We start from the raw sequence: 20,272 nt of genomic DNA on the forward strand, positions 1-20,272 counted from the left end.
CAATCATGTCACAGCCAATACTGGTCATCACCGAACAACTCGACGGTTCTTTTAAAAATGTTTCATTTGAAGCCATTTCAGCCGGAAGAATGCTTGGCGAAAAATCGGGCCAACTGCTTATAGCGGCGGTCATGGGAACTGATATCGAAGGCATTGCCCGACAGGCTGCTGCATATGGTGCGGACCGGATCCTGGTTGCCGACCACGCGGGTTTGAAGGACGGTCTTGCCGATGCCTATATCCAGGCCGCAGCCCAATTGGTGGCCAAAACCGATCCTGCCGTGGTGGTGATCGGTGCGACATCACTGGGCAAGGACATCGCGGCCCGGCTTTCTGCACGCCTGAACGCCCCTTTGGCCATGGATTGTGTCGGCGTTCGTCTTGAGGGCGACCATGTGGTGGCTACGCGTCCCATGTATGGTGGAAAGGTCCTTGCGGACGTGAGCCTCTCCGGCTCACCCGCCATCGTCGCGATCCGTCCCCGGGCCATGGAACCGGCGGCGGCTCCAGGGGCCGGTGAGATTGAAATGGTAGACATCAATTTGGAAGGTACCAACCTGAACCTCGTTGAAAAGCACATGGAAACCGGCAAAATCGAACTGACTGAAGCCGATGTGGTGGTCTCCGGCGGCCGGGGTATGGGTGGGGAGGATTTCAGCCTTGTGGAAGCCCTGGCCAAAGCACTGGACGGTGCTGTGGGCGCCTCCCGCAGTGCTGTGGACGAGGGTTGGCGTCCGGTCTCAGACCAGGTCGGCCAGACCGGCAAAGTCGTGGCGCCTAATCTGTACATTGCCTGTGGTGTTTCCGGGGCCATTCAGCATCTGGCCGGAATGGCTTCTTCGCGCATTGTTGTGGCCATCAACAAGGATCCTGAAGCGCCGATTTTCTCCAAATGCGATTTCGGCATCGTGGGCGATCTATTCGACATCGTCCCTGCAGTTACTGCTGAAATTGAAAAACTGAAAGGCTGAAACGCCGACTGCCGAATGTTTAGTCGGATTTGTCCCACTATGTCAAAAGGCCACCGGTTAATTTCCGGTCGGCCTTTTGACTTTTCATATGGTTGCTGGTAGAGAAATCCGGTGCCTTGCGCGCATCGAGGAAAAAGGACCCTGATGGTGTTTCAACCCGACACGTTCACCACAAATCATGCCGATACCCATGCATCTTTACCTTGAAAGCCTGGGCTGTGCCCGCAATCAGGTGGACAGTGAAACCATGGCCGGGCAGCTGCGCCTGGCCGGGTGGTCGCTGACCCGGGATCCATCTAAAGCGACCGTTATCGTGGTCAATACATGCAGCTTCGTGGAATCGGCCGTCAACGAATCCATCGACACCATACTCGAGCTGGCCCGCTTTAAAAAGGAGGGCAGCTGCAAGCGGCTGGTGGTGGCCGGGTGTCTGCCGGAACGGTTCCGCGAAGCCATTGCCGATGCCCTGCCCGAGGTGGACCAGTTTCTGGGAACCGGTGCCTTTGCACGCATCGTCGATGCCGTCGCCGGCGAGCTGGCCGGAGGGACCTGTCTGCTGCCGGATCCTGACCTGATTCCCATCGACTCCAGCGCTGCCCGGGAGCGGACGCTTGCCCACAGCGCCTATCTGAAAATCGCCGAGGGGTGCAGCCGCCACTGTACATATTGCATCATCCCTCAATTGCGGGGCCGCCAAAAAAGCCGGCCCATGGATCAAATCCTGGATGAAGCCCGCCGGCTGATTACCGGTGGGGTCAAAGAGTTGAACCTGGTATCCCAGGATACCACCTTTTATGGGCACGACCTTCCTGAACCGGTTGGATTCGACACCTTGCTGGCGCATCTAACCGAACTGGCCGGTGACGTCTGGGTTCGATTTTTATACGGTCACCCGGAGAGCATCACCACGGGTGTGATCACGACCATTGCCGCCCACCGCAACCTGTGCCCCTATTTCGATCTGCCGGTTCAGCACGTTGCCCCAGACATTTTAAAAAAAATGGGACGTCAATATGATCGCGAGCATTTGTTGGACCTGTTCGGGCGGATTCGATCAACGGTTCCCGGGGCTGCCATCAGAACCACCCTGATTGTCGGCTTCCCCGGAGAAACCGATGCTGACTTTCAACAGCTGGTTGATTTTGTTGAGCAGGTCCGTTTCGATCATCTTGGTGTGTTCACCTATTCCGATGCAGAGGATCTGCCCGCGCATGGATTGCCCGGCCATGTATCCAAAAGCGTGGCCCAAGGACGACGCGACGCCCTCATGGTGCGGCAGATGGGAATCTCTTCGACCAACCTGGCATCCATGATCGGCAAGACGATGTCCGTTCTGATTGAAGCTTCACCCGAGCCCCATCTCTATGAGGGTCGATCGATCCTTCAAGCGCCCGAGGTGGACGGCATGACTTTTGTAAAAACGCTGCCTGAGGGCCCTTTGGCAGCCATTGGACAGTTTGCGTCGGTCAGGATTACCGAGGCCCTGGAATACGATCTCATCGGGAACGCCATATGATCGACCTGAAACAGAAAATCCTGGCTGCCGTGGATGACGACCTCAAGGCCATCGAAAAAGCACTGGCCGAGAACCTGAATCCCTATTTCGATCTGGTTGCTCAAGTGGCTGGACATATCCTCTTTGCCGGAGGAAAACGGTTGCGGCCGCTGCTGATGGTTCTGGGTGCCCGGCTCTGCGGCTATGCCGGCAATCATGCGGCCCGTTTCTCCACCATCTTCGAATACCTGCACGCCGCCACCCTGCTGCACGACGATCTGGTGGACGGTGCTGTCATGCGGCGGGGCCGGCAGGTGGCCAACCGGGTATGGGACAATTCCACGGCGGTGCTTACCGGCGATTTCCTGCTGGCCCGGGGGCTTTCCATCGCTGCGGACACGGGTTTGTGCGCGGTGATCCAGACCATCGCCCAGATTACCGAAAATATGTCCCAGGGTGAAATCCGTCAGTTGGAGAAAAGAGGGGATACCACGCTCACCGAGGATGAGTATTTAGACCTGATCCGCTGCAAAACAGCCATACTGTTCCAAGGGGCCTGCCGAACCGGCGCCCTCCTGGCCGGTGCCGGCATCGCCAAGGTTCAGTCCCTGACCGACTACGGAAACCACCTGGGGTTGGCGTTTCAAATGGCCGACGACTTGTTGGATTACACCCAGGACCTCGCGTCGCTGGGCAAACACGCCGGTGCCGACCTGAGGGAGGGAAAGCTGACGCTGCCGATGATTCATGCCTTGTCCCGGGCAACCCCAACCGATCGAAGCCGTATGTCCGCCTTGCTTGGAAAACCGGACTTTACTTGCGCCGAATTCGTCGCCTTGACTGAGATGCTGGTGCGCCATGGCGGCATCGCCTATACCCAAGCCCAGGCGGCGGTTCATATCCGAATGGCCAAGCAGAAGCTGCAAGTGTTCAGCGACAGTCCGACGCGGGACATTTTAATGGATATTGCCGATTATGCGCTGGTCCGGAAAGCATAGGAGAAAAAAGATGCACACCCGTCCAGAAAACGTCGTTCACATTTACCTGGCCGGCCTTATTGCCTCGGTATCCCAATGGCCCGGGCGGGAGGAACCCATGTCAGAATCTGACACGATTAAAAAATGGATCCGGCCAATCTGCCTGCTTGTTTGCCTGGTGCTTGCCGGCACCAGCAGTCAAGCAGACGAGACTCGCGCGGTCAAACAGCTGAAAGTTCTGGGGACAGCCGTTATTCACGACAACAACCTGGCCGATGGCAGGCAGAATGCGGTCAACGACGCCTTGGTTGCCGCAGTGGGCCGGGTGGTCATGCAGATGCTTACCGTAGAGACGGTGGTCCGGCGGTTCCAGCAGATCAACGACAGCATCCTGGCTGAACGGGACAATTATGTTCAAAACTACCGGGTGCTCACCGAATCCGTGTCCGGCAACTCCGTCAGAGTGATGGTACAGGTGGACGTTGCGGCGGACCGGGTCAGTCGCGATCTTTCCCGACTGGGTTTGGCCCTGACCGGCGCGGTGTATCCGAGAATTCTTTTCATGGTGGCCGAAAGAAATCTGACGGATGCGGGTTTTACCTACTGGTGGGGGGAGCGTCCACTGCCCCAGCAGACCATCTGTGAAGGCGCAATGGCTGCCACCCTTCAGGCCACCGGATTCGAGATCATTGCACCGCCGGACTTGAGTATCCCCTTGGGATTGCCCGTGAATGCACCAGAGGCGGATATGATGGCATTGGGGGGACGAGTGGGCGCCGATGTGCTGGTTTTCGGATATGGCACTGTTGCGGCCGTACCCAATACCCATACCACGGTGGGGGAGGTGAATGATTATGAAGCGGTTGTCGAGGTCCAGGCCTTTGATGTTCGGAGCGGCAAGCTGATCGGCCGAACACGTCAGAAAGCTGCGGCATCAAGCAAGGATGTGGTCAAGGGGGGGCGCGAAGCCCTGTCCGGAGCGGGAGCACTGGCCGGTGACGAATTGGCCCGCCAGGTAATGGCTGCATGGCGGCAGGAACAGGAGCGCAGCACTTTTATCGATGTGGTGGTAGAAGGCACCGGCGGCCGTATTGCCAGCTTCGTCCGCCTGCGCACGGCCATCTCTTCCCTGTCGGGTGTCAAGGAACTGAAGATGAAAGAGATGTCGTCAGACCGGGCAGCCATGGCCGTCAATTACCAGGGCAGTTCCCGTTCCCTGGCTGATGCGCTGCTGCTGAAAACCTTCACTGGCTTCGGTATCGATATCTATGAAGTAACATCAACGGCGGTAAGCATCCGCCTGTTGCAGCAGTGATCCCGATGCCAAAATGCGCTGCATTTCCCTTGACAGCTTCATGATCAGGTGGTATCAGGTTCACCTCATGTAGGCACGTAGCTCAGGGGGAGAGCGCTTCCCTGACACGGAAGAGGTCGTTGGTTCAAATCCAATCGTGCCTACCAGCAAATTCAAGGGTTTACGGTCTTCACCGTAGGCCCTTTTTTCATTGTGCCACATGAATTTTCACGAATGGGCGGGCCAATGCGTTGGCTACATTTGACAACGTTAATCACAAAATGCCTTGAACAGATCGACATATTCAGATATCCTCCAACGATTGATACCATTTCAAACTCACCTTGTCTGGGCCATCTCTGAGCCATAATACGTATTGTTTTTCAAACAATAGCCTACATTTCGGACTGAACGATGGAAACGGTTGGAATTTACCTTAAAAAGGAAAGAGAAGCCAATAATATCAGTTTGCGGGAAGTCGCTCAAATAACAAAGATTACGGCGACTTATCTGGAGAATATCGAAAAAAACGAATTCGATAAAATTCCACAAGGACCTTATATAAAGGGATATCTTTCCTCTTACTCCAGGGCCATCGGATGTGATGTCGATACAATCATCAATTTGTACGAGTCAGCAAACAGCAAGCGGATCCAGGCTGAAGCCATTCAGCCCGTAACCGCTTCGATTGATGGCGGGAAACATTCGGCCGACCAGTCCCAGACGAAAGGACGCAACCAACCGAGCGGTCTCCGGTTGGGCAATCTCAGGTCATGGTGCCATACCCTTGAATCCTTAGTGGCGGCCAAAAGCGTTTTAAACAAAGCGGCCGAAAAAAAGATCGCCATCAGCGATGCAGTCAAAGCCAATAATAGAAAGCCCTTCCGGCACCGTTTTGGGCTTGTCCAGCAGTCCGGTTTCAGCGTGACCATACGTCGCTGGTCGACCGATCGAGGGATCTGGATGTATGCTTGTATTGCACTATGCGGCGCCTTCATCTTGTTCCTTGCGGGAGTTGGGTTTGATCATTTGTTTCTTTCCGAGCCTGCCAAATCCAACGCAGCATTCTCTGGTCCTAAACCAGAAGCCGATATTTCGGCAGGGATGTCCGGACCTGCCACACAGATCGGCGCGCCGTCTTCCGACAGCGCTTCAACGACACAACCCGTCGCCTTGCTTGGCAATAACGCCGACGTGGAAAGCATGGGTCCGACCGACCGACAACCGAGTAAAAGCGATCCATCGCCCAAGCCGAGCATCGTCGATGCATCCCTGACGATTTTACAAGCAACCATCTGCCGCGCCATTGAAAATCGAATGCCTGCCGGTGTCGATCGATCTTTTACCACCTCGGATGGAAAGATTTATGTGTGGACCCAGATTGAGGCAAAGCAGGTTCCAGCGACGATCCACCATATCTATTACTTTGGCGGGAAAAAAATCAGAGACGTGTCCCTGGATGTCCGGTCCGCCCACTGGCGGACCTGGAGTTCCAAGACGATTGCCAACCGCCTTGATCGGGGCGAATGGCGCGTCGACATAGCCACTTCCAACGGAGACATACTGCGACGACTCTATTTTGAGGTTAATTAGGGTTTCCTGAAAATCATCAAACAGCTGGCAGCGCTAAAATGGACGGATAGAATGTTTATCACGGCACAGCCTCTTGGGTTGATGCCGTATGCCTGCCTGTTGGTGAATTCAGGGCCTGCATGCAGAATAAAAAAAACGGGACGCAGCTTGCACATGCTGTGTCCCGTTTTTTAATCCTTATTACAGGCAGATCCTGTCGGTTAGTTGCCGGTGGCTGCCTTGTGCGTCTTGATCTCTACCTTTTCGGTGAGGCCCTGGTAATATTCGCGCAGGATAACGACAACTTCCTCACGACCGAAGTGATCGGGCAGCGTGCCGCCTTCGGAGAGCATCTTGCGCAGCATGGTGCCGGAGAGCAGCACGCGGTCTTCCTTGCCGTGGGGGCAGGTTCTCAGGGAGGCCATACCGTCGCACTTGTGGCAGTAGAAGGTCCAGTCGATTTTCAACGGCTGGCAGAGCAGGCCTTTGCCTCCCGCGGGGGTGGGGATCTTGTCGAAGATGGTCTGGGCTTCGAACATGCCGTAAAAGTCGCCCACGCCGGCGTGGTCGCGGCCGATGATCATCTTGGAGCAGCCATAGTTCTGGCGGAAAGCGGCGTGCAGGAGGCCTTCACGGGGACCGGCGTAGCGCATGTCCAGCGGGTAGCCACCCTGGACCACGTTCTTTTCCACGAAGTAGTTCTTCACCAGGGCGTCGATGCATTTCACACGCACGTTGGCGGGGATGTCGCCCGGTTTCAGGTTGCCCACCAAGGAGTGGATGTAGACGCCGTCGCACACTTCCACGGCGATCTTGCACAGGTATTCGTGGGAGCGGTGCATGGGGTTTCTGAGCTGCAGGGCAGCCACATCGCTCCAGCCGCGTTCGTCGAAGATTTTGCGGGATTCGGCCGGGCGGTGATAGACGCCGGCGTATTTCTTGGGATATTCAGCTTCGCTGAGCACCTTGACCGGGCCGGCCAGGTTGAAGGCCTTCTGATTCATAACCATCTGGACGCCGGGATGGTCCTCTTTGGCAATCTTCCAGAAGTCCGCGGCCGTCGGGGTGCCTTCACCCATGAAAACCTTCTCGCACTCCCATTTCTTGTCAGCCTCGGTCAGTTCGTACTTTTCGGTGACCTTCATGGTGGCCATGATCTCTTTTCCCTCGGGATCATACAGCGCCACTTCGCTGCCGATGGAGATGGCATCGGCTTCGGCCTTGGCAACGTCCAGGCACACCGGCACGGGCCAGAAAGTGCCGTCCGCGGTCAGAAAGTTTTCACAAACACCTTTCCAGTCCGCTTTGGTCATGAATCCGGTCAGGGGGCTGAACCCGCCGATACCGATCATGATCAGGTCGCCTTTGACGCGGGGGGAAATTTCGATCTGCTTGAGTCCTGCGGCTTTCTTCAGCTCGGCTTCCTTCTCAGCGCCTTCAAGCAGACAGACAGTGAGGCCTTTGCCGCCATGGGGGGGAATAAGATTGGACATGTGTTCCTTCTCCTTTCGATGATGTGATTTTCGCAATCTGTATACACAGATGTATAGCCTGGAGGGACTTAAAATACCAAGTTGTACTAATTATTCGGGAACGGTTTTTTTGTCAAGAATATTTCGGGACCTTGCGTCCGATCATTGAAGATAAATGACCGGTTATCCTGATGTCGGGCATATGCCCAGGCCATTCACAAAATTCCGATCAGCATACGGGTGGCCACCACCAGCAGCAGGACGGCAAAGATGCGTTTGAGCCGGTCTACCGGCAGGCTGTGCGCCAGGCGCACCCCCAGCGGAGCCGTCAGGACACTGGTGACCACGATGCCTAAAAGGGCTGGAAGATAGATGTACCCAATTGAAAAATCGGGTAAATTTTGAACGCTGAGCCCGTTGACAAGGTAGCCGATGGTGCCGGCAATGGCGATGGGGAAACCGATGGCTGCAGAGGTTCCGATGGCGTGGTGAACGGACATGTTACACCAGATCATGAAGGGTACGGATAGTGTTCCGCCACCGATGCCCACCAGACTGGAGACGATGCCGATCACGTTGCCGACGCCGAACATGGCCGCACGCCCGGGTATCTGGCGGGAGGGTTCGGGTTTCTTGTTGGTCAACATCTGAATGGCCACGTAGTAAAGAAAAATGACAAAAAAACCCTTGAGAAAGCGGGTGGAGAGCTGGGCGGCGATGCAACTGCCGAGAAACGTACCGGTAAAAATACCGATGAGAATTTTACGTACGACACGCCAATGCACGGCGCCGCGTTTGTGATGTGCCCGGAAGCTGGATACAGCGGTAAACATGATACTGGCCAGGGACGTGCCCAGCGCCAGGTGCATGATCACAGCATCGGGTATTCCCTGGCGGACAAAACAGAATACCAGCATGGGAACGATGACCAACCCGCCGCCGATGCCCAGCAGACCGGCCAGAACTCCGGCAACCGCCCCTACCAGGGTGTACATCAATACAATTGTTGTCATCTCGGATCCTCTTGAATCAATGGGAGTGGCGCCTTTATAATCAGTTGACCAATCGGCTGGACCCGTTATCATGTTCAACCGCCACTCACAAGGCAATTTAAAACCGCAATCAAGAGCTCATGCCGTTGCCGTGTTGCCTCAAGACGACCGGCGCCAGTGATATGGTGTTTATGGGGGTACTTTTTTTAAGCGGTCAGGACGGATTCTTAAGGACGATCAGATCATCCGGCAGGGGCAGCAGGTTTTTGCTGGGGTATCCGCGTCTACCGGCCAGTTTCTCCAGGTGGTCGATTCGGCGTTGGTTTTCCGGGTGGGAGGAAAAATAGTGGCCGAACCGGCCCGGGTCACCGGCCCTGTGAATTTTTTTGAAAAAGGCGGTTGCTCCGGCGACGTGTCCGTAGTGGCAGGCAAGTGTTTCCAGGGCAAACGCATCGGCCTGGCTTTCCTGTTTGCGCGAAAAGCTCAGTTCCGAGAGCGTCATCCCCTGGCCGATCATGCTGCTGATGCTGTTGTCCGCTCCGAACAACAGCGTGGATGCGGCCATCAGCACCAGTGCCCGCCCCAATCCCCGAAGATGGTCCCGATGCGCATAGTGACCCAACTCGTGGGCCAGGACAAAGGCCAGCTCGTTTTCCGAGGTCATTTCCGCCAGCAGGCCGGAAAACACAACCACGTGCCCACCGGGCAGTGCCGCCGCATTGACGGCATCGGACTGGTGGATGTGAATGGTGATTGAATAGGGCAGCGGGGCGCAGCGATCCTGGAGGCGATCCACCAGGGCCTGAAGCGACCGTGAGCTGTCGGTCGTTGCATCCGTTTGGGCCAGCCTTCCGGTGAATGCGCCGGCCAGCTTTTTTTCCAGGTTCATGGAGAGCCGGGGAACGATCAGGTCGACCGCCAAGCCAAGGGCCAGGTAAACAGCGGCCACGATGGCCAGGAGGCCGACGGCAAGCAGGGCGAACTCTTTCAGGGGATGCGTGGGGGTGACATTGACATTGATTCCGGGATGGTTGGCCGTAAATTTCACTATTTCTCCAGGGTCAGCGCCGTACCGTAGGCCATGGCTTCCAGACAGCCGATGTTGCTGCGGTTGGACTGCTTGCCGATGGCTGACGTCTCGATGCGCACGTTGACAATGACCGTGGCGTCCCCGGCCATATCTTTCATGCGCAGCAGCGCCTCCCGTCGTGCACGGTCCAGGAGGCTTTCGTAGGATTTTATCTTTCCGCCGAAAATATTTCGCAGACCGGCCAACATCCTTTTAAAATAGTCCACGGAAATCACCGCGCTGCCGTAAACCAGCTGAACCGACCGGATTTTGTGTTCCGGCACCCCGACTGATTTCAAGGTGACGGCTGGCAGATTGATCGTTTGCTGCTCCCTTTCAAGGATAGACCGATAGTGTCGTTTTTCGGCCCAGGTTCCTGCACCGTATCCCAGCGCCAGCAGTGACAAAAAGACGATCAGGTCAATCATCGACAACCTCCTGTTCCACCCGTACAGCTGTTCCGTATGCGTATAACTCCGCCGCGCCCTGAGCTACGGAAGATGTCGAAAATCGAACGTTGACAATGGCATTGGCACCCATCAGGCGGGCCTCTTCTATCATTCTTGACATGGCCTGCTGCCGGGATTCCTGGAGCAGCTGGGTGTAGCCTTTGAGTTCACCACCCACCAGGTTCTTGAGGCTGGCCATTATGTCGCGGCCGATATGCTTGGCCCGGATGGTGCTGCCGGAAACCAGGCCGAAATGCTCCAGGACGTTTTTCCCCGGAACCGTTTCGATGTTCGTGACGATCATTTTTCCTCCATCCGGCGTCGTGATGCGGTGGTGCTTAACTGGCAAAACAGGTGGTTGAGGCGGTGCGGCGGACGATAGCGCTGCGCCGCAATCGTCGGCGACATCTGCCGCCGTGCCGGATGGGGGCGGCGGTGACTGGGCTTGGGGTTCACCATCCTTGCGAATTTCGCAGAATGCACCGGCAGCGGCGAACAGCTGCTTGTATTTTTCGGCTGTGGCCAGGTCTGTGTTCTTGCGGATGGCTACGGGATTTCCGGTGAATAATTTGGCGAGCCCCTGATCGTCGGTTTTCAGGTCCGATTTTAAGCGTTCCTTGACCCTTCCCGCGTTTTTCCCGGGCATGATTCTGCCTTCGAAGATGACGGTGTATCGATCACCCATGCGATGCGTTCTCCTTTTCTGGTGCTGGCGGCTTCCCGCAGCTCGTTGCAGCGGCTAACAAAAACATCGAATCCCTTGGATGGTTTGGCTGTCATGCAAGGTTATCGGAACGCTCCGTATGAAACATGAGAGAAAAGTGCGCAGGGCAACCTTCCACCCGTCTTTTCAGGATCTTCGGAATCCAGGCAATCGACCAGACCCTGGGGGTCGGCCCGATTCGTCTGGCGCCGTTCCGCCGAGGTGGTTTTAGGGACATCCATCGAATGGGTATCCGACGGATACCGGTCGCCTGTCGAGGCCTCGCCAACAGATGCCACCGCCCCTTCCGGGTCAGTTGGAAAAGGGCGGTGGCAGTCATCACCGGACTTGCCTGCGGATCAGCCTTTCTGGTTGTTCGGAAGGATCAGGTTGAGAATGACGCCGAGAATTCCGGAAAGACCGATGCCGCCCAGGGTGAATTTACCAAAAGGAAGCACCATTCCGCCGATACCACAGACCAGGATAAGGGCCACAATGGCCAGATTGCGCGGTTCGGTGAGATCATCCCCGGCCTTCACCAGCGTGTTGAGGCCCACAACGGTAATGGCACCGAACAGGAGCAGCATGATTCCGCCCATCACCGGTACCGGGATGGTCTGCAGCAGTGCGCCCATCTTGCCGATAAAGGCCAGGGCAATGGCAAAAATGGCGGCCCAGGTCATGATGCCGGGATTGAACATACGTGTGAGGGTGACCGCGCCGGTCACCTCACTGTAGGTGGTGTTGGGGGGGCCTCCCAGAAAGGATGCGAAGGAGGTGGCAATTCCGTCGCCCATCATGGTTCGGTGAATACCCGGGGACTTGACGAAATCCTTGCCGGTGACATTGCCGATGGCCAGGATGTCGCCAAAATGTTCGATAGCCGGCGCAATGGCGACGGGAACGATGAAAAAGATGGCCTGAAGGTTCCACTCGGGGAATACAAAATCGGGCACGGCGAACCAGGGCGCGTCGAAAAGCGGTTTAAAGTTCACCAGGGCGGGCCCGGTAAAGTTTTTCAATGTGCCGGGATCGAAGCCTGCCTGGATGGAGCTGGATACGCCGGCCAGATCGAGAATCAGGGCTGCCAGATAACCGGCGCCCACGCCGATGAGAATGGGGATCAGGCGCATCCACCCGCTGCCCAGCAGGGAGGTGAGGATGGTGACGATCAAGGCGATCCCCGCCACGCTCATGGCCATGCTCTGGGGCACCAGCCATGCGGATCCGTCGCCGGTGCGGCCCAGGGCCATGTGAACGGCCACCGGGGCCAGCACCAACCCGATGACCATGATCACCGGACCGACCACCACCGGGGGCAGCAGCTTCTTTAAAAAACCGGCACCAAACGTTTTGATGCACAGGCTCAACACCACGTAAAGCAGACCGGCGGCCACAAGTCCGCACATGGTGCCGGGGATACCCCAAGTACTCACCCCATAGATAATCGGTGCAATGAACGCGAAGGAAGATGCCAGGAAAATGGGGACCATACGCTTGGTGATGAACTGGAAAATCAGGGTGCCTGCACCGGCGGTGAACAGGGCGACATTAGGGTTTAACCCGGTGAGCAGGGGGACCAGGACCAGGGCGCCGAAAGCGACGAACAGCATCTGGGCGCCCACCAGACTGTCTTTGGGGCTGAACACGTAATCGGTGGCAGACTTCTGCGCTGACATAACACCTCCTTTGAGAATTTGGGAAACCTTGGGGTAGATGAGTGAGTTGAACCGGGTCTATATGCGCAAACCCGAAAGGTGTCAAGCACCGGGGGGCCCATGGCAGGGACACATCAAGGCCCAAGCACGCACTTTGCGAGTGGGTCGCATCGATGCCTTTGCGGTGACACTGCCAACGGGCTTTCGTTTGCGATGACGCCGTCAGCTGTTCTGCTCTGATTTTGACGGAGTTCTTGCGCCGACGGGCCGATCCTGCGTTTTTTCTTGCCAATAAAAAGAAAAAACTTTACAAATCCACCGGTTGTGCCGACATCACCTGAAGGTGAAAGTGGTGAAAAAGCTGTCTTACCATAATGGCCAAACAATCATGCACCCATCGGTTCGTAGATATCTGATCTGGCAGCGCGGCATGTGGCTTGCCGCCGGCTTGATTCTATTGCTGACCCTGCCGGCTGACGCCGACATCTACATGTATATCGACAGCCAGGGTGTCATGCACTTTACCAATGTTCCCACGACCAGCGACTATCAGGTATATATCAAGGAGCGTCCCAGGCGTCAGGGGGCAGGGATGGACGCCAACCGCTTCGACCGCTACATCGACGAGGCCGCCAGCCTCCACGGTGTGGATTTTCCCCTGCTGAAAGCCGTGATTCGCGCCGAATCGGCCTTTGATCCCCAGGCCGTGTCCAAAAAAGGAGCCTTGGGGCTGATGCAGATCATGCCGGAGAACCTCAAGGCGTTCCGGGTATACGATCCATTCGATCCATGGCAGAACATCATGGGTGGTGCCCGATATCTCAAGGCCTTGATTCAACGGTTTGACGGTCAGGTGCCCCTGGCCCTGGCCGCATACAACGCCGGTCCACGGGCGGTGGACAGCCATCGGGGCATCCCCCCCATTCCGGAAACGGAAGCCTACGTCAAAAAAGTGATGCAATTTTTCTATCTTTACAAGAACGGATGAGTCCGGATGCTTATCTGCGACCTATATAGACCATAAACAACCCCGTGACCATCATCACCAATCCGAACCGACGCAGGGATCCCGGGGCCATCTCCATAATTTTTGCCATCCACCGCTTCATTTGATCCGGTGCCGCAAAATAAGGCACCCCCTCGATGATCATCACCATGCCGATAACGCAGAGAAAATAATCCATTTTATTCCATTTTTTTTGGTGGGCTTAACCGCGATCCAGGTCGATTGCAGAAGTGGTGCTGCTTGTGCGGTCAGGGAAGCGGCGTCCCGTTGGGGATCTCCCCGGTCTTCTCCCAGTGAACAGCGTGCCGCACCAGTTCGTTGGCATGTTTCAGGCTGAATTTTTCCTTGATCCGTTCGCGGTAGGTCCCGATGGTCTTGATGCTCAGGTGCAGCTTGGAAGCGATTTCACGGGTGGAAAACCCTTTTCCAATCATTCGGAATACTTCGAGTTCACGATCCGTCAGCCGATCCATGGACGATCGGCCGCCCCCGGCTGGACGGTCGGCCAGATTGAAGAGGATTTGATCCTTGACCTTCTCGTTGAGATAAATTTTCCCGGCCAACACCTGGCGGATGGCGGTCACCACCGATTCCATCGCCTCCTGCTTCATGATGTACCCTCTGGCACCGGCATGAAGGGCTCGTTCGGCGTAAAGGAACTGATCGTGCATGGAGAGAATCAGGACAGGAATGGTTTTGCTGCGGCGGTTGACCGCTTTGGCCAGGTCGATGCCATCGCTGTTTTCCAGAGTTATGTCGGCGATGATCAGGTCAGGTTCAAGCCGTTCGATGGCTTTCCAGGCGCCGGAAACATCGGTGGCGTCGCCGCAAACCACCATGTCCGGTTCCTGGTTGATCAGCTCACTTAGCCCCCACCTGAAAATCGGGTGGTCTTCGACGATCAGGATTTTTTTCTTGATTTCTGTCATGGGTCAACGGGTGCCCCTGCGTTGTCGCTGAGAAAAACCTGTACCACGGTTCCGCCGGCTTCGGGTGAGCGGATATCCAGCATGGCGTGGATCATATTGGCACGAAAACCCATGATGCGCAAGCCCATGCCGTCGGTTCCCACATCCGTCGGGATTCCACATCCGTCGTCCTCAACGGACAACCGTGTATGGTTGTTTTCACCGCCCAGGGTGACCGTTATCGCTGTGGCCTGTCCGTGGCGTACGGCGTTATTTACCGCCTCCTGAACGATTCGAAACAGGTGGGTGGCCACTATATTGTCACGAATCCGTGCCGGTGCCTTGCAGATGAATCGACAGGCCACCCCGAACACCGACTCGGTATTGGCAGCCAGCTCTCTCAGTGAAGACTCCAGGCCGCGATCCACCAGGTAGACCGGACACAATCCCCGTGACAGCCGACGGGTTTTGATGATGGCATCTTTCACCAGGCCAGTGACTTTTTCTGCCAGATGCGCTTCGTCGGGGGCTTTATCCGCGAGTTTGCGAACCAGTACTTTGCCCAGCCCTTCCACGCCGATCAGGTGCGGGCACAGGTCGTCATGCAGGTCCTGGCCGATTTTTTGACGTTCACGGTCTCCGACGTCCATTACCTGCCTCTCCAGGCGCTTGAGGTCGGATACATCCCGATGAATGATGACGCTGCCCACCTGGTGGCCCCCGGGATCCCGGTAAACCGCTCCACGTGTACTGACATCGATGATTCGCCCGCTTTTGGTCAGTCGCCGGGTCTCCACGCTTGACAATGGCTTGCCCGATGTGATGGTATTCAGCCCCCTGCGGGTTTCTTCCCAATTCTCTTTGGGAACGAAATGATCCAGTTTTCTGCCCTTGCATTCGTCGGCTGTCCAGCCGAACACATCCGTAAAGGCCGGGTTCAGGTAGGTAACCCGGCCCTCCATATCATAAACCACCATGGCATCAGGCATGGCTTCAATCACTGATCGATAGCGGTTTTCACTCAAACGCAGGGCTGCTTCCGCCTCCTTGCGTTCCTTGACTTCCGCTTCCAGGTTGCCACTGTAATCCTCCAGTCGATCCATAAAACTGTTAAAATACCAGGCCAGGCGCCCGACCTCATCGCCAGAATGCCGGTCAAGCCTTACGGACAGGTCTCCGTTGGCTCCCTGCTCCAGGCGCTTGACCAACTCGGCCAACGGATTGGTGATCGATGCGCTGATCAGCGCGGTGATGGGCAGCACCAGCAGAATACACCCCATAACGGTAAAAATAATCACATTGCTCACTTTGTTCAGGGGGGCGTAAAATTCATCCAGGTAGCTCGAGGAGGCCACGATCCATTCGTATTCGGGCAGGTAATTGAACAGAACCAGTTTTTCGCGCAAGTACGGCTCGCCCGGATTTTTCCAGGAGTAGGTGATTTTCCCGCTTCGCTCTTTCAGCATGGTTTCCAGGGGATAGTCGGGGAATTCTTTGTCAGCAATGACATTGACGCCCTGCAGGCTCGGATGAATAATCACATTGCCTTTGCTGTCGGTGACAAAGGCATAACCACTTTGGCTGAACTGCAGGGAGAGAACGCTGTCCCTGAAATCATCGGTGTTCACCAGGGTGCGGAACTCCTTGCGGTAAGATGAGACGGCAATGATCCAGTCCCAGGGTTCGAAATAGGCCATGTACATTGCCTTGGGACGGGCTTGGGCCTCGCCGGGATTTTTCCATTCATATTCGATATATCCCTGCCGCTTCTCCCGCATTTGACGGACAAAACCGTAACGGTTGATATCTTGGTCGATCCATTCGGATTCGGGGTGGACCACCATGACCCCACCGCTGGAAACGCAGGCAATATACCCTGTCGTACCGATACGCTGGCTCAAGAGCATGGATTCAGCAAGCCCTCTGGCCTGAACTTCAGTGAGTTCGCGCTTCTGGTAGAGGGAATAGAGGTGGGTAACCATCTCAAGGTTTTTTTCCGCCACGGCCCGCAGGTGGTTTTTAATGGACACCGTGACAGCGGTCTGGACCATATTCAACATGGCGTCGGTGGCGTTTTTCAATTCACTTTCGATATTGGCTTCGATGGTGTTGCGCACGATGGAGTAGATGACCATGGACCCGAGGGCAATGATTACGCAAAATGTGATCAGGTAGCTGAACAGCAGTTTGTAGCGGATCTGGATGTTTTCAAGAAATCGTAAGGGCGTCATGCAATATGCCTTTCACCGGAATCGGTAAATCCCATCGGCGGTCTATTGGCCGAAATAATTCATCCACGGCACGTGAAAGCCTTTGCTGATGCGCTTTTGCAGATGGGATACAGCAGACAGCGCGTCTTTTAACAGGAGGGTTTCACTTTTATCCAGTTCCCTGGGGTTCAGGGTGTTGTCCGGTGGTTGGCCTTGGCGAACGCGTTTCAAGTTTTCGCGGATGCGAAACATCATCAGGGTCTCGAACCCTGCCCGATAGAAGGAGGCGTCTTCCGCACTTAAGCTTTCGGTGCCGGCCAGCAGGTCCAGTCGATCCAGGGTGGATGGTGTGGTGATTCCCTGACTCACGGCCAGCAGACGCACGGCATTGATGATGTGAACCAGGGCTGCTGTCTTCAGATTGATACGTCCCTTTCTGGGGCCGTTGCGTTCAGTGACGATCTTGCCCAGGAAACCGATGGGCGCTGTTAGTTTGCGGTCATCCCGGGACAACATGTGTCCGGCAATGATTGAGTCTGAAAAGGAACCGACGATATGGGTCCAGAGGGTGTCCGCCAGGCTGGTGTTGCCCCAAAGAGATCGGTAGTCCAGCAAAATGGTCAAGGTGCGGGTGTCTTCCGGTTCCATGGAGGCCATCCAGCCGGCGGCCCCCTGGCGCCAATCGGAAATCGAGCGGCACCATTTGGGGTTGGTGGCCATCACACCGCCACTGCAGCGTTCGAATCCGCAGCGGGCCAGCCCATCGACAACCAGCAGCGCCAATTGATGAAAATAGTCCAATGCCGCCTGGGCATCCGCAGCTTCAGGGTCCGCATAGATGATGGCGTTGTCCTGGTCGGTCCGCAGGGTCTGTTCATAGCGGGCGGCACTGCCCATATTAATCCAGCAATAGTCCACCGGCGGCGCTCCCCAGCCGTCCTTTTTCATCTGTGCTTCACTCATTTCGATCACTTTTCGCGTGATCCGATCATTGAGCCGGGACATGATTTCCATGGTTTCCCGTACCCCGGCCTGTTCGGCCACCAAGGCATCCAATACCTTGTCGATGCCGGCGCTCAGGGCGGCCAGGCCGTCTAGACTGTTCTGATCGGCGATATCGTGGATCAGCATCAGGCTGTCCGCCGATTGGGACCGTACCAGATCTGAAAAGGCCACCACGCCTACCGGGAGATCCCGTTCCATCACCACCAGCTGACGTGTTCGGTTGCGGATCATGGCTGCCAGCGCCTCGCCCAGGTACGCTTCCGGTGCGATGGCAAACAGACGGGAATCCATGAGGCGGCTGACCCTGCAGCCTTCCACCGGAAAGGTCCGCTCGGCAACCAGACCAGCGACCAGATGGCGCTCGGTCAATACACCCCGGAAACGGCCGGCGGCATCCACGACCACCAGGCACCCCACCTGCCGATTGATCATTCTTCGGGCAGCCTCGGTCACCGGGTCGTCCTCCCTGCAGGTCATCACCGGGCTGGACATGACCCGGCTGACCTGTTTTCGAAAGAGCAGGGAGGTGCTGCGGGGCATGTTGCAGGACCGATCCGAAAGGTTGCGCTCGTAGAGCAAGCGCATCCGTTCGGCCAACAGGGTGTTGAAGAATCCGGAGAACTCCGGCTGGCTGTAAATCAACGTTTCCAGGTCTTTGCGGTTGAAACGCAGGCAGGTCAGGACTCCTTTGGCCCGCGCCGATCCCGGATAGCGCTGGGCCGAAAGCACCACGGTCTCGCCAAAGAAGTCATAAGCCCGGCGAATCCCCACCACCGTCTCTGCCTGGCAGCCGTCTTCAACCAGAATTTCCACCAGGCCGCTGGCGATGATGAAGAGGCAGTCGCAGCTGGGGTCTCCCTGGCGAAAGACATAATCGCCTGGGTTGAATGCGCTCACGGTTATTTTGCGGCAAAGGGGGACAAGGATCTCCGACTCCAGCAGGGCGAACGGGTCGGTTCGCTGCAGAACGGTAATTAACTCATCGGTTTTCATCTCATTCCCCTCTCTAACCATCGTCCGGTAGGAACCGCCGTCACAAGGATCGGTCCCGATGCAAGGCTCAGGTCATAGTACATCCTTTGGTTAAATATCAACCACCAGCGGGCACAAAACGGTGAAAATTGTTCCCCGATATGCTATGCGTACCGGGTGATCTGCCTGCCAGATGGTTTGGCTGCCGGATGTCGATGTTCCCAACTGTCAATGGCCGGCAAATGCGATGATGGTTATCACAGTGACCCCGGTGTTCCGGACCGATGGCATTGTCTATGTCGACAAGGAGACCCGAATGACTCAACAGGTCCGATGTGCAGTTGTGTTGCTGATGGCGCTGATGGCTCCCATCGCATGGGCGGCTGATCTTGAAATGGTTCTATCTGCCCCCCAAAAACCCCTCCGGGGTGGAACCGTGGTGACCTTGAACCTGTACCTGCATAACTATACCGATGGGACTATCTCCCACGAACTGCCGCCATCGCCGCCATGCCGAATCGATACCGGCCGTTCAACCTTAACCGTCAATGCCGACCTGGTGGATCAGGAAGCGGACGCCCGTGTTGAAATTCCCGGCCGGAGTTTTGCAAAACGCCAATACACAGTCAATCTGCCGATCTACGCTGCGGGATCGGTAGCGATCAACATCGAGACGCTGGGCACTGATCCGCTCATCCTGTGGGTGGAAAAAGCGCCGCCCGAAGCGTGGATCGGTCAGCAGGTGCCCCTGGATGAAGGCCCCACCATGCTGCAGTCTTTTCTGGACAATCTGTCCGTTCACGAGCCCATGTATTTTCTGCTGGGTGTGGACCCGGGGCTGGATCAAAGCAAATTCCAGTTCAGCTTCAAGTACCGCCTCTTCAGCTACCAGGGCTACCTGACCGAAAAAGCCCCCTGGGTGACCGGGTTTCACCTGGGGTACACCCAGCGATCGGTCTGGAACCTGAAGCGGGATTCCGAGCCTTTTGAAGATACCAGCTATATGCCGGAAGCCTTTTATCTGCTGCCAAAAATTGATCTCAATGTCGCGGCCATCTCCGCCTTCGGCATCCAGGGCGGTTTTCAGCACGAATCCAACGGCAAGGGCGGCAGCGACTCCCGCAGCACCAACTATCTGTATATCAAGCCGATCATGGGGATCCACCTGGTCGGGCCCTACCATATGAAAATTGCTCCCAAATTCTATACCTACGTGGAAAATGAAGATGAAAATAACGCTGATCTGGCGGACTATCGGGGCTATTTGGATCTGGCTGTGGGCATCATGGATCCGGAAGGGGTTGGTTTGAACACCCACCTGTGGTGGGCAAGAAAAGGGCCATCAGTGCAGCTGGACCTGACCTATCCCATGACCCGACTGCTGGGTAAAAACCTGAATTTTTATCTGCAGGCCCAGTATTACAGCGGATACGCCGAAACCCTGATCAATTATAACCAACGTCATGACGCTTTCAGGCTGGGTTTTTCCATTGTCCGTTAAACCCCGATCATAATACCG

General features: G+C 56.2%; 17 protein-coding genes and 1 tRNA gene. 8 read left to right on the forward strand and 10 right to left on the reverse strand.

The features are described from left to right. Positions 1 to 5: 5 nt before the first annotated feature. From R6V78_RS10030 to R6V78_RS10055, 6 genes are all read left to right on the forward strand, one after another. Positions 6 to 971: an electron transfer flavoprotein subunit alpha/FixB family protein gene (locus R6V78_RS10030; RefSeq protein WP_410289217.1), complete on the forward strand. Its 966-nt coding sequence runs from the start codon at positions 6 to 8 to the stop codon at positions 969 to 971. Between the two features lie 190 nt (positions 972 to 1,161). Then, a complete protein-coding gene (gene rimO, locus R6V78_RS10035; RefSeq protein ID WP_410289218.1) occupies positions 1,162 to 2,487 on the forward strand; it encodes a 30S ribosomal protein S12 methylthiotransferase RimO in 1,326 nt (441 codons plus the stop codon). Then, on the forward strand, positions 2,484 to 3,464 hold the full coding sequence (locus R6V78_RS10040; RefSeq protein WP_410289219.1) for a polyprenyl synthetase family protein: 981 nt from the start codon (positions 2,484 to 2,486) through the stop codon (positions 3,462 to 3,464). The genes rimO and R6V78_RS10040 overlap by 4 nt, the downstream gene beginning before the upstream one ends. A gap of 10 nt (positions 3,465 to 3,474) precedes the next feature. Continuing rightward, complete coding sequence (locus R6V78_RS10045; protein WP_410289220.1) at positions 3,475 to 4,758, forward strand: hypothetical protein; 1,284 nt, start codon at positions 3,475 to 3,477, stop codon at positions 4,756 to 4,758. Between the two features lie 71 nt (positions 4,759 to 4,829). Further along, a tRNA-Val gene (locus R6V78_RS10050) sits at positions 4,830 to 4,904 on the forward strand. 247 nt (positions 4,905 to 5,151) lie between these two features. After that, positions 5,152 to 6,330, forward strand: coding sequence for a DUF2914 domain-containing protein (locus tag R6V78_RS10055; protein WP_410289221.1), 1,179 nt, complete (start codon positions 5,152 to 5,154; stop codon positions 6,328 to 6,330). A 200-nt stretch (positions 6,331 to 6,530) separates the two neighbouring features. Here R6V78_RS10055 and sat read toward each other — a convergent pair whose 3' ends face one another. The 6 genes from sat to R6V78_RS10085 form a co-directional block, all read right to left on the reverse strand. Next, positions 6,531 to 7,802 carry a sulfate adenylyltransferase gene (gene sat / locus R6V78_RS10060; protein ID WP_410289222.1) on the reverse strand — a complete coding sequence of 424 codons (1,272 nt, stop codon included), beginning with the start codon at positions 7,800 to 7,802 and terminating at the stop codon, positions 6,531 to 6,533. 194 nt (positions 7,803 to 7,996) lie between these two features. Continuing rightward, entirely contained in the window at positions 7,997 to 8,794 is a 798-nt protein-coding gene (locus tag R6V78_RS10065) for a sulfite exporter TauE/SafE family protein (RefSeq protein WP_410289223.1), read from the reverse strand. A 193-nt stretch (positions 8,795 to 8,987) separates the two neighbouring features. After that, positions 8,988 to 9,821, reverse strand: coding sequence for a M48 family metallopeptidase (locus R6V78_RS10070; protein WP_410289224.1), 834 nt, complete (start codon positions 9,819 to 9,821; stop codon positions 8,988 to 8,990). Next, positions 9,821 to 10,270, reverse strand: coding sequence for a YbjQ family protein (locus R6V78_RS10075; protein ID WP_410289225.1), 450 nt, complete (start codon positions 10,268 to 10,270; stop codon positions 9,821 to 9,823). Before R6V78_RS10075 ends, R6V78_RS10070 begins: the two co-directional genes overlap by 1 nt. Beyond that, positions 10,263 to 10,976, reverse strand: coding sequence for a YbjQ family protein (locus tag R6V78_RS10080; RefSeq protein ID WP_410289226.1), 714 nt, complete (start codon positions 10,974 to 10,976; stop codon positions 10,263 to 10,265). The genes R6V78_RS10075 and R6V78_RS10080 overlap by 8 nt, the downstream gene beginning before the upstream one ends. A gap of 377 nt (positions 10,977 to 11,353) precedes the next feature. Further along, a complete protein-coding gene (locus R6V78_RS10085) occupies positions 11,354 to 12,673 on the reverse strand; it encodes a uracil-xanthine permease family protein (RefSeq protein ID WP_410289227.1) in 1,320 nt (439 codons plus the stop codon). Between the two features lie 331 nt (positions 12,674 to 13,004). Here R6V78_RS10085 and R6V78_RS10090 point away from each other — a divergent pair, with 331 nt between their 5' ends. Further along, positions 13,005 to 13,640, forward strand: a complete 636-nt coding sequence (locus R6V78_RS10090; protein ID WP_410289228.1) for a transglycosylase SLT domain-containing protein — start codon at positions 13,005 to 13,007, stop codon at positions 13,638 to 13,640. Between the two features lie 10 nt (positions 13,641 to 13,650). On the opposite strand, the gene R6V78_RS10095 is transcribed toward R6V78_RS10090, so the two are convergent. From R6V78_RS10095 to R6V78_RS10110, 4 genes are all read right to left on the reverse strand, one after another. After that, positions 13,651 to 13,836 (reverse strand): DUF2065 domain-containing protein, encoded by a 186-nt coding sequence (locus R6V78_RS10095; protein WP_410289229.1) that lies wholly within the window; start codon positions 13,834 to 13,836, stop codon positions 13,651 to 13,653. A gap of 70 nt (positions 13,837 to 13,906) precedes the next feature. Further along, positions 13,907 to 14,587 carry a response regulator transcription factor gene (locus R6V78_RS10100; RefSeq protein WP_410289230.1) on the reverse strand — a complete coding sequence of 227 codons (681 nt, stop codon included), beginning with the start codon at positions 14,585 to 14,587 and terminating at the stop codon, positions 13,907 to 13,909. Next, the gene (locus R6V78_RS10105) at positions 14,584 to 16,797 is read right to left on the reverse strand and encodes a cache domain-containing protein (protein ID WP_410289231.1); all 2,214 of its coding nucleotides are present in this window, start codon (positions 16,795 to 16,797) and stop codon (positions 14,584 to 14,586) included. Before R6V78_RS10105 ends, R6V78_RS10100 begins: the two co-directional genes overlap by 4 nt. 42 nt (positions 16,798 to 16,839) lie before the next feature. Then, complete coding sequence (locus R6V78_RS10110) at positions 16,840 to 18,774, reverse strand: DUF294 nucleotidyltransferase-like domain-containing protein (protein ID WP_410289232.1); 1,935 nt, start codon at positions 18,772 to 18,774, stop codon at positions 16,840 to 16,842. 226 nt (positions 18,775 to 19,000) lie between these two features. Here R6V78_RS10110 and R6V78_RS10115 point away from each other — a divergent pair, with 226 nt between their 5' ends. Beyond that, positions 19,001 to 20,254, forward strand: coding sequence for a phospholipase A (locus R6V78_RS10115; RefSeq protein ID WP_410289233.1), 1,254 nt, complete (start codon positions 19,001 to 19,003; stop codon positions 20,252 to 20,254). Positions 20,255 to 20,272: the final 18 nt, after the last annotated feature.

Origin of the sequence: Desulfosarcina sp., assembly GCF_046496365.1 — a bacterium.
Classification (GTDB): Bacteria; Desulfobacterota; Desulfobacteria; order Desulfobacterales; family Desulfosarcinaceae; genus Desulfosarcina.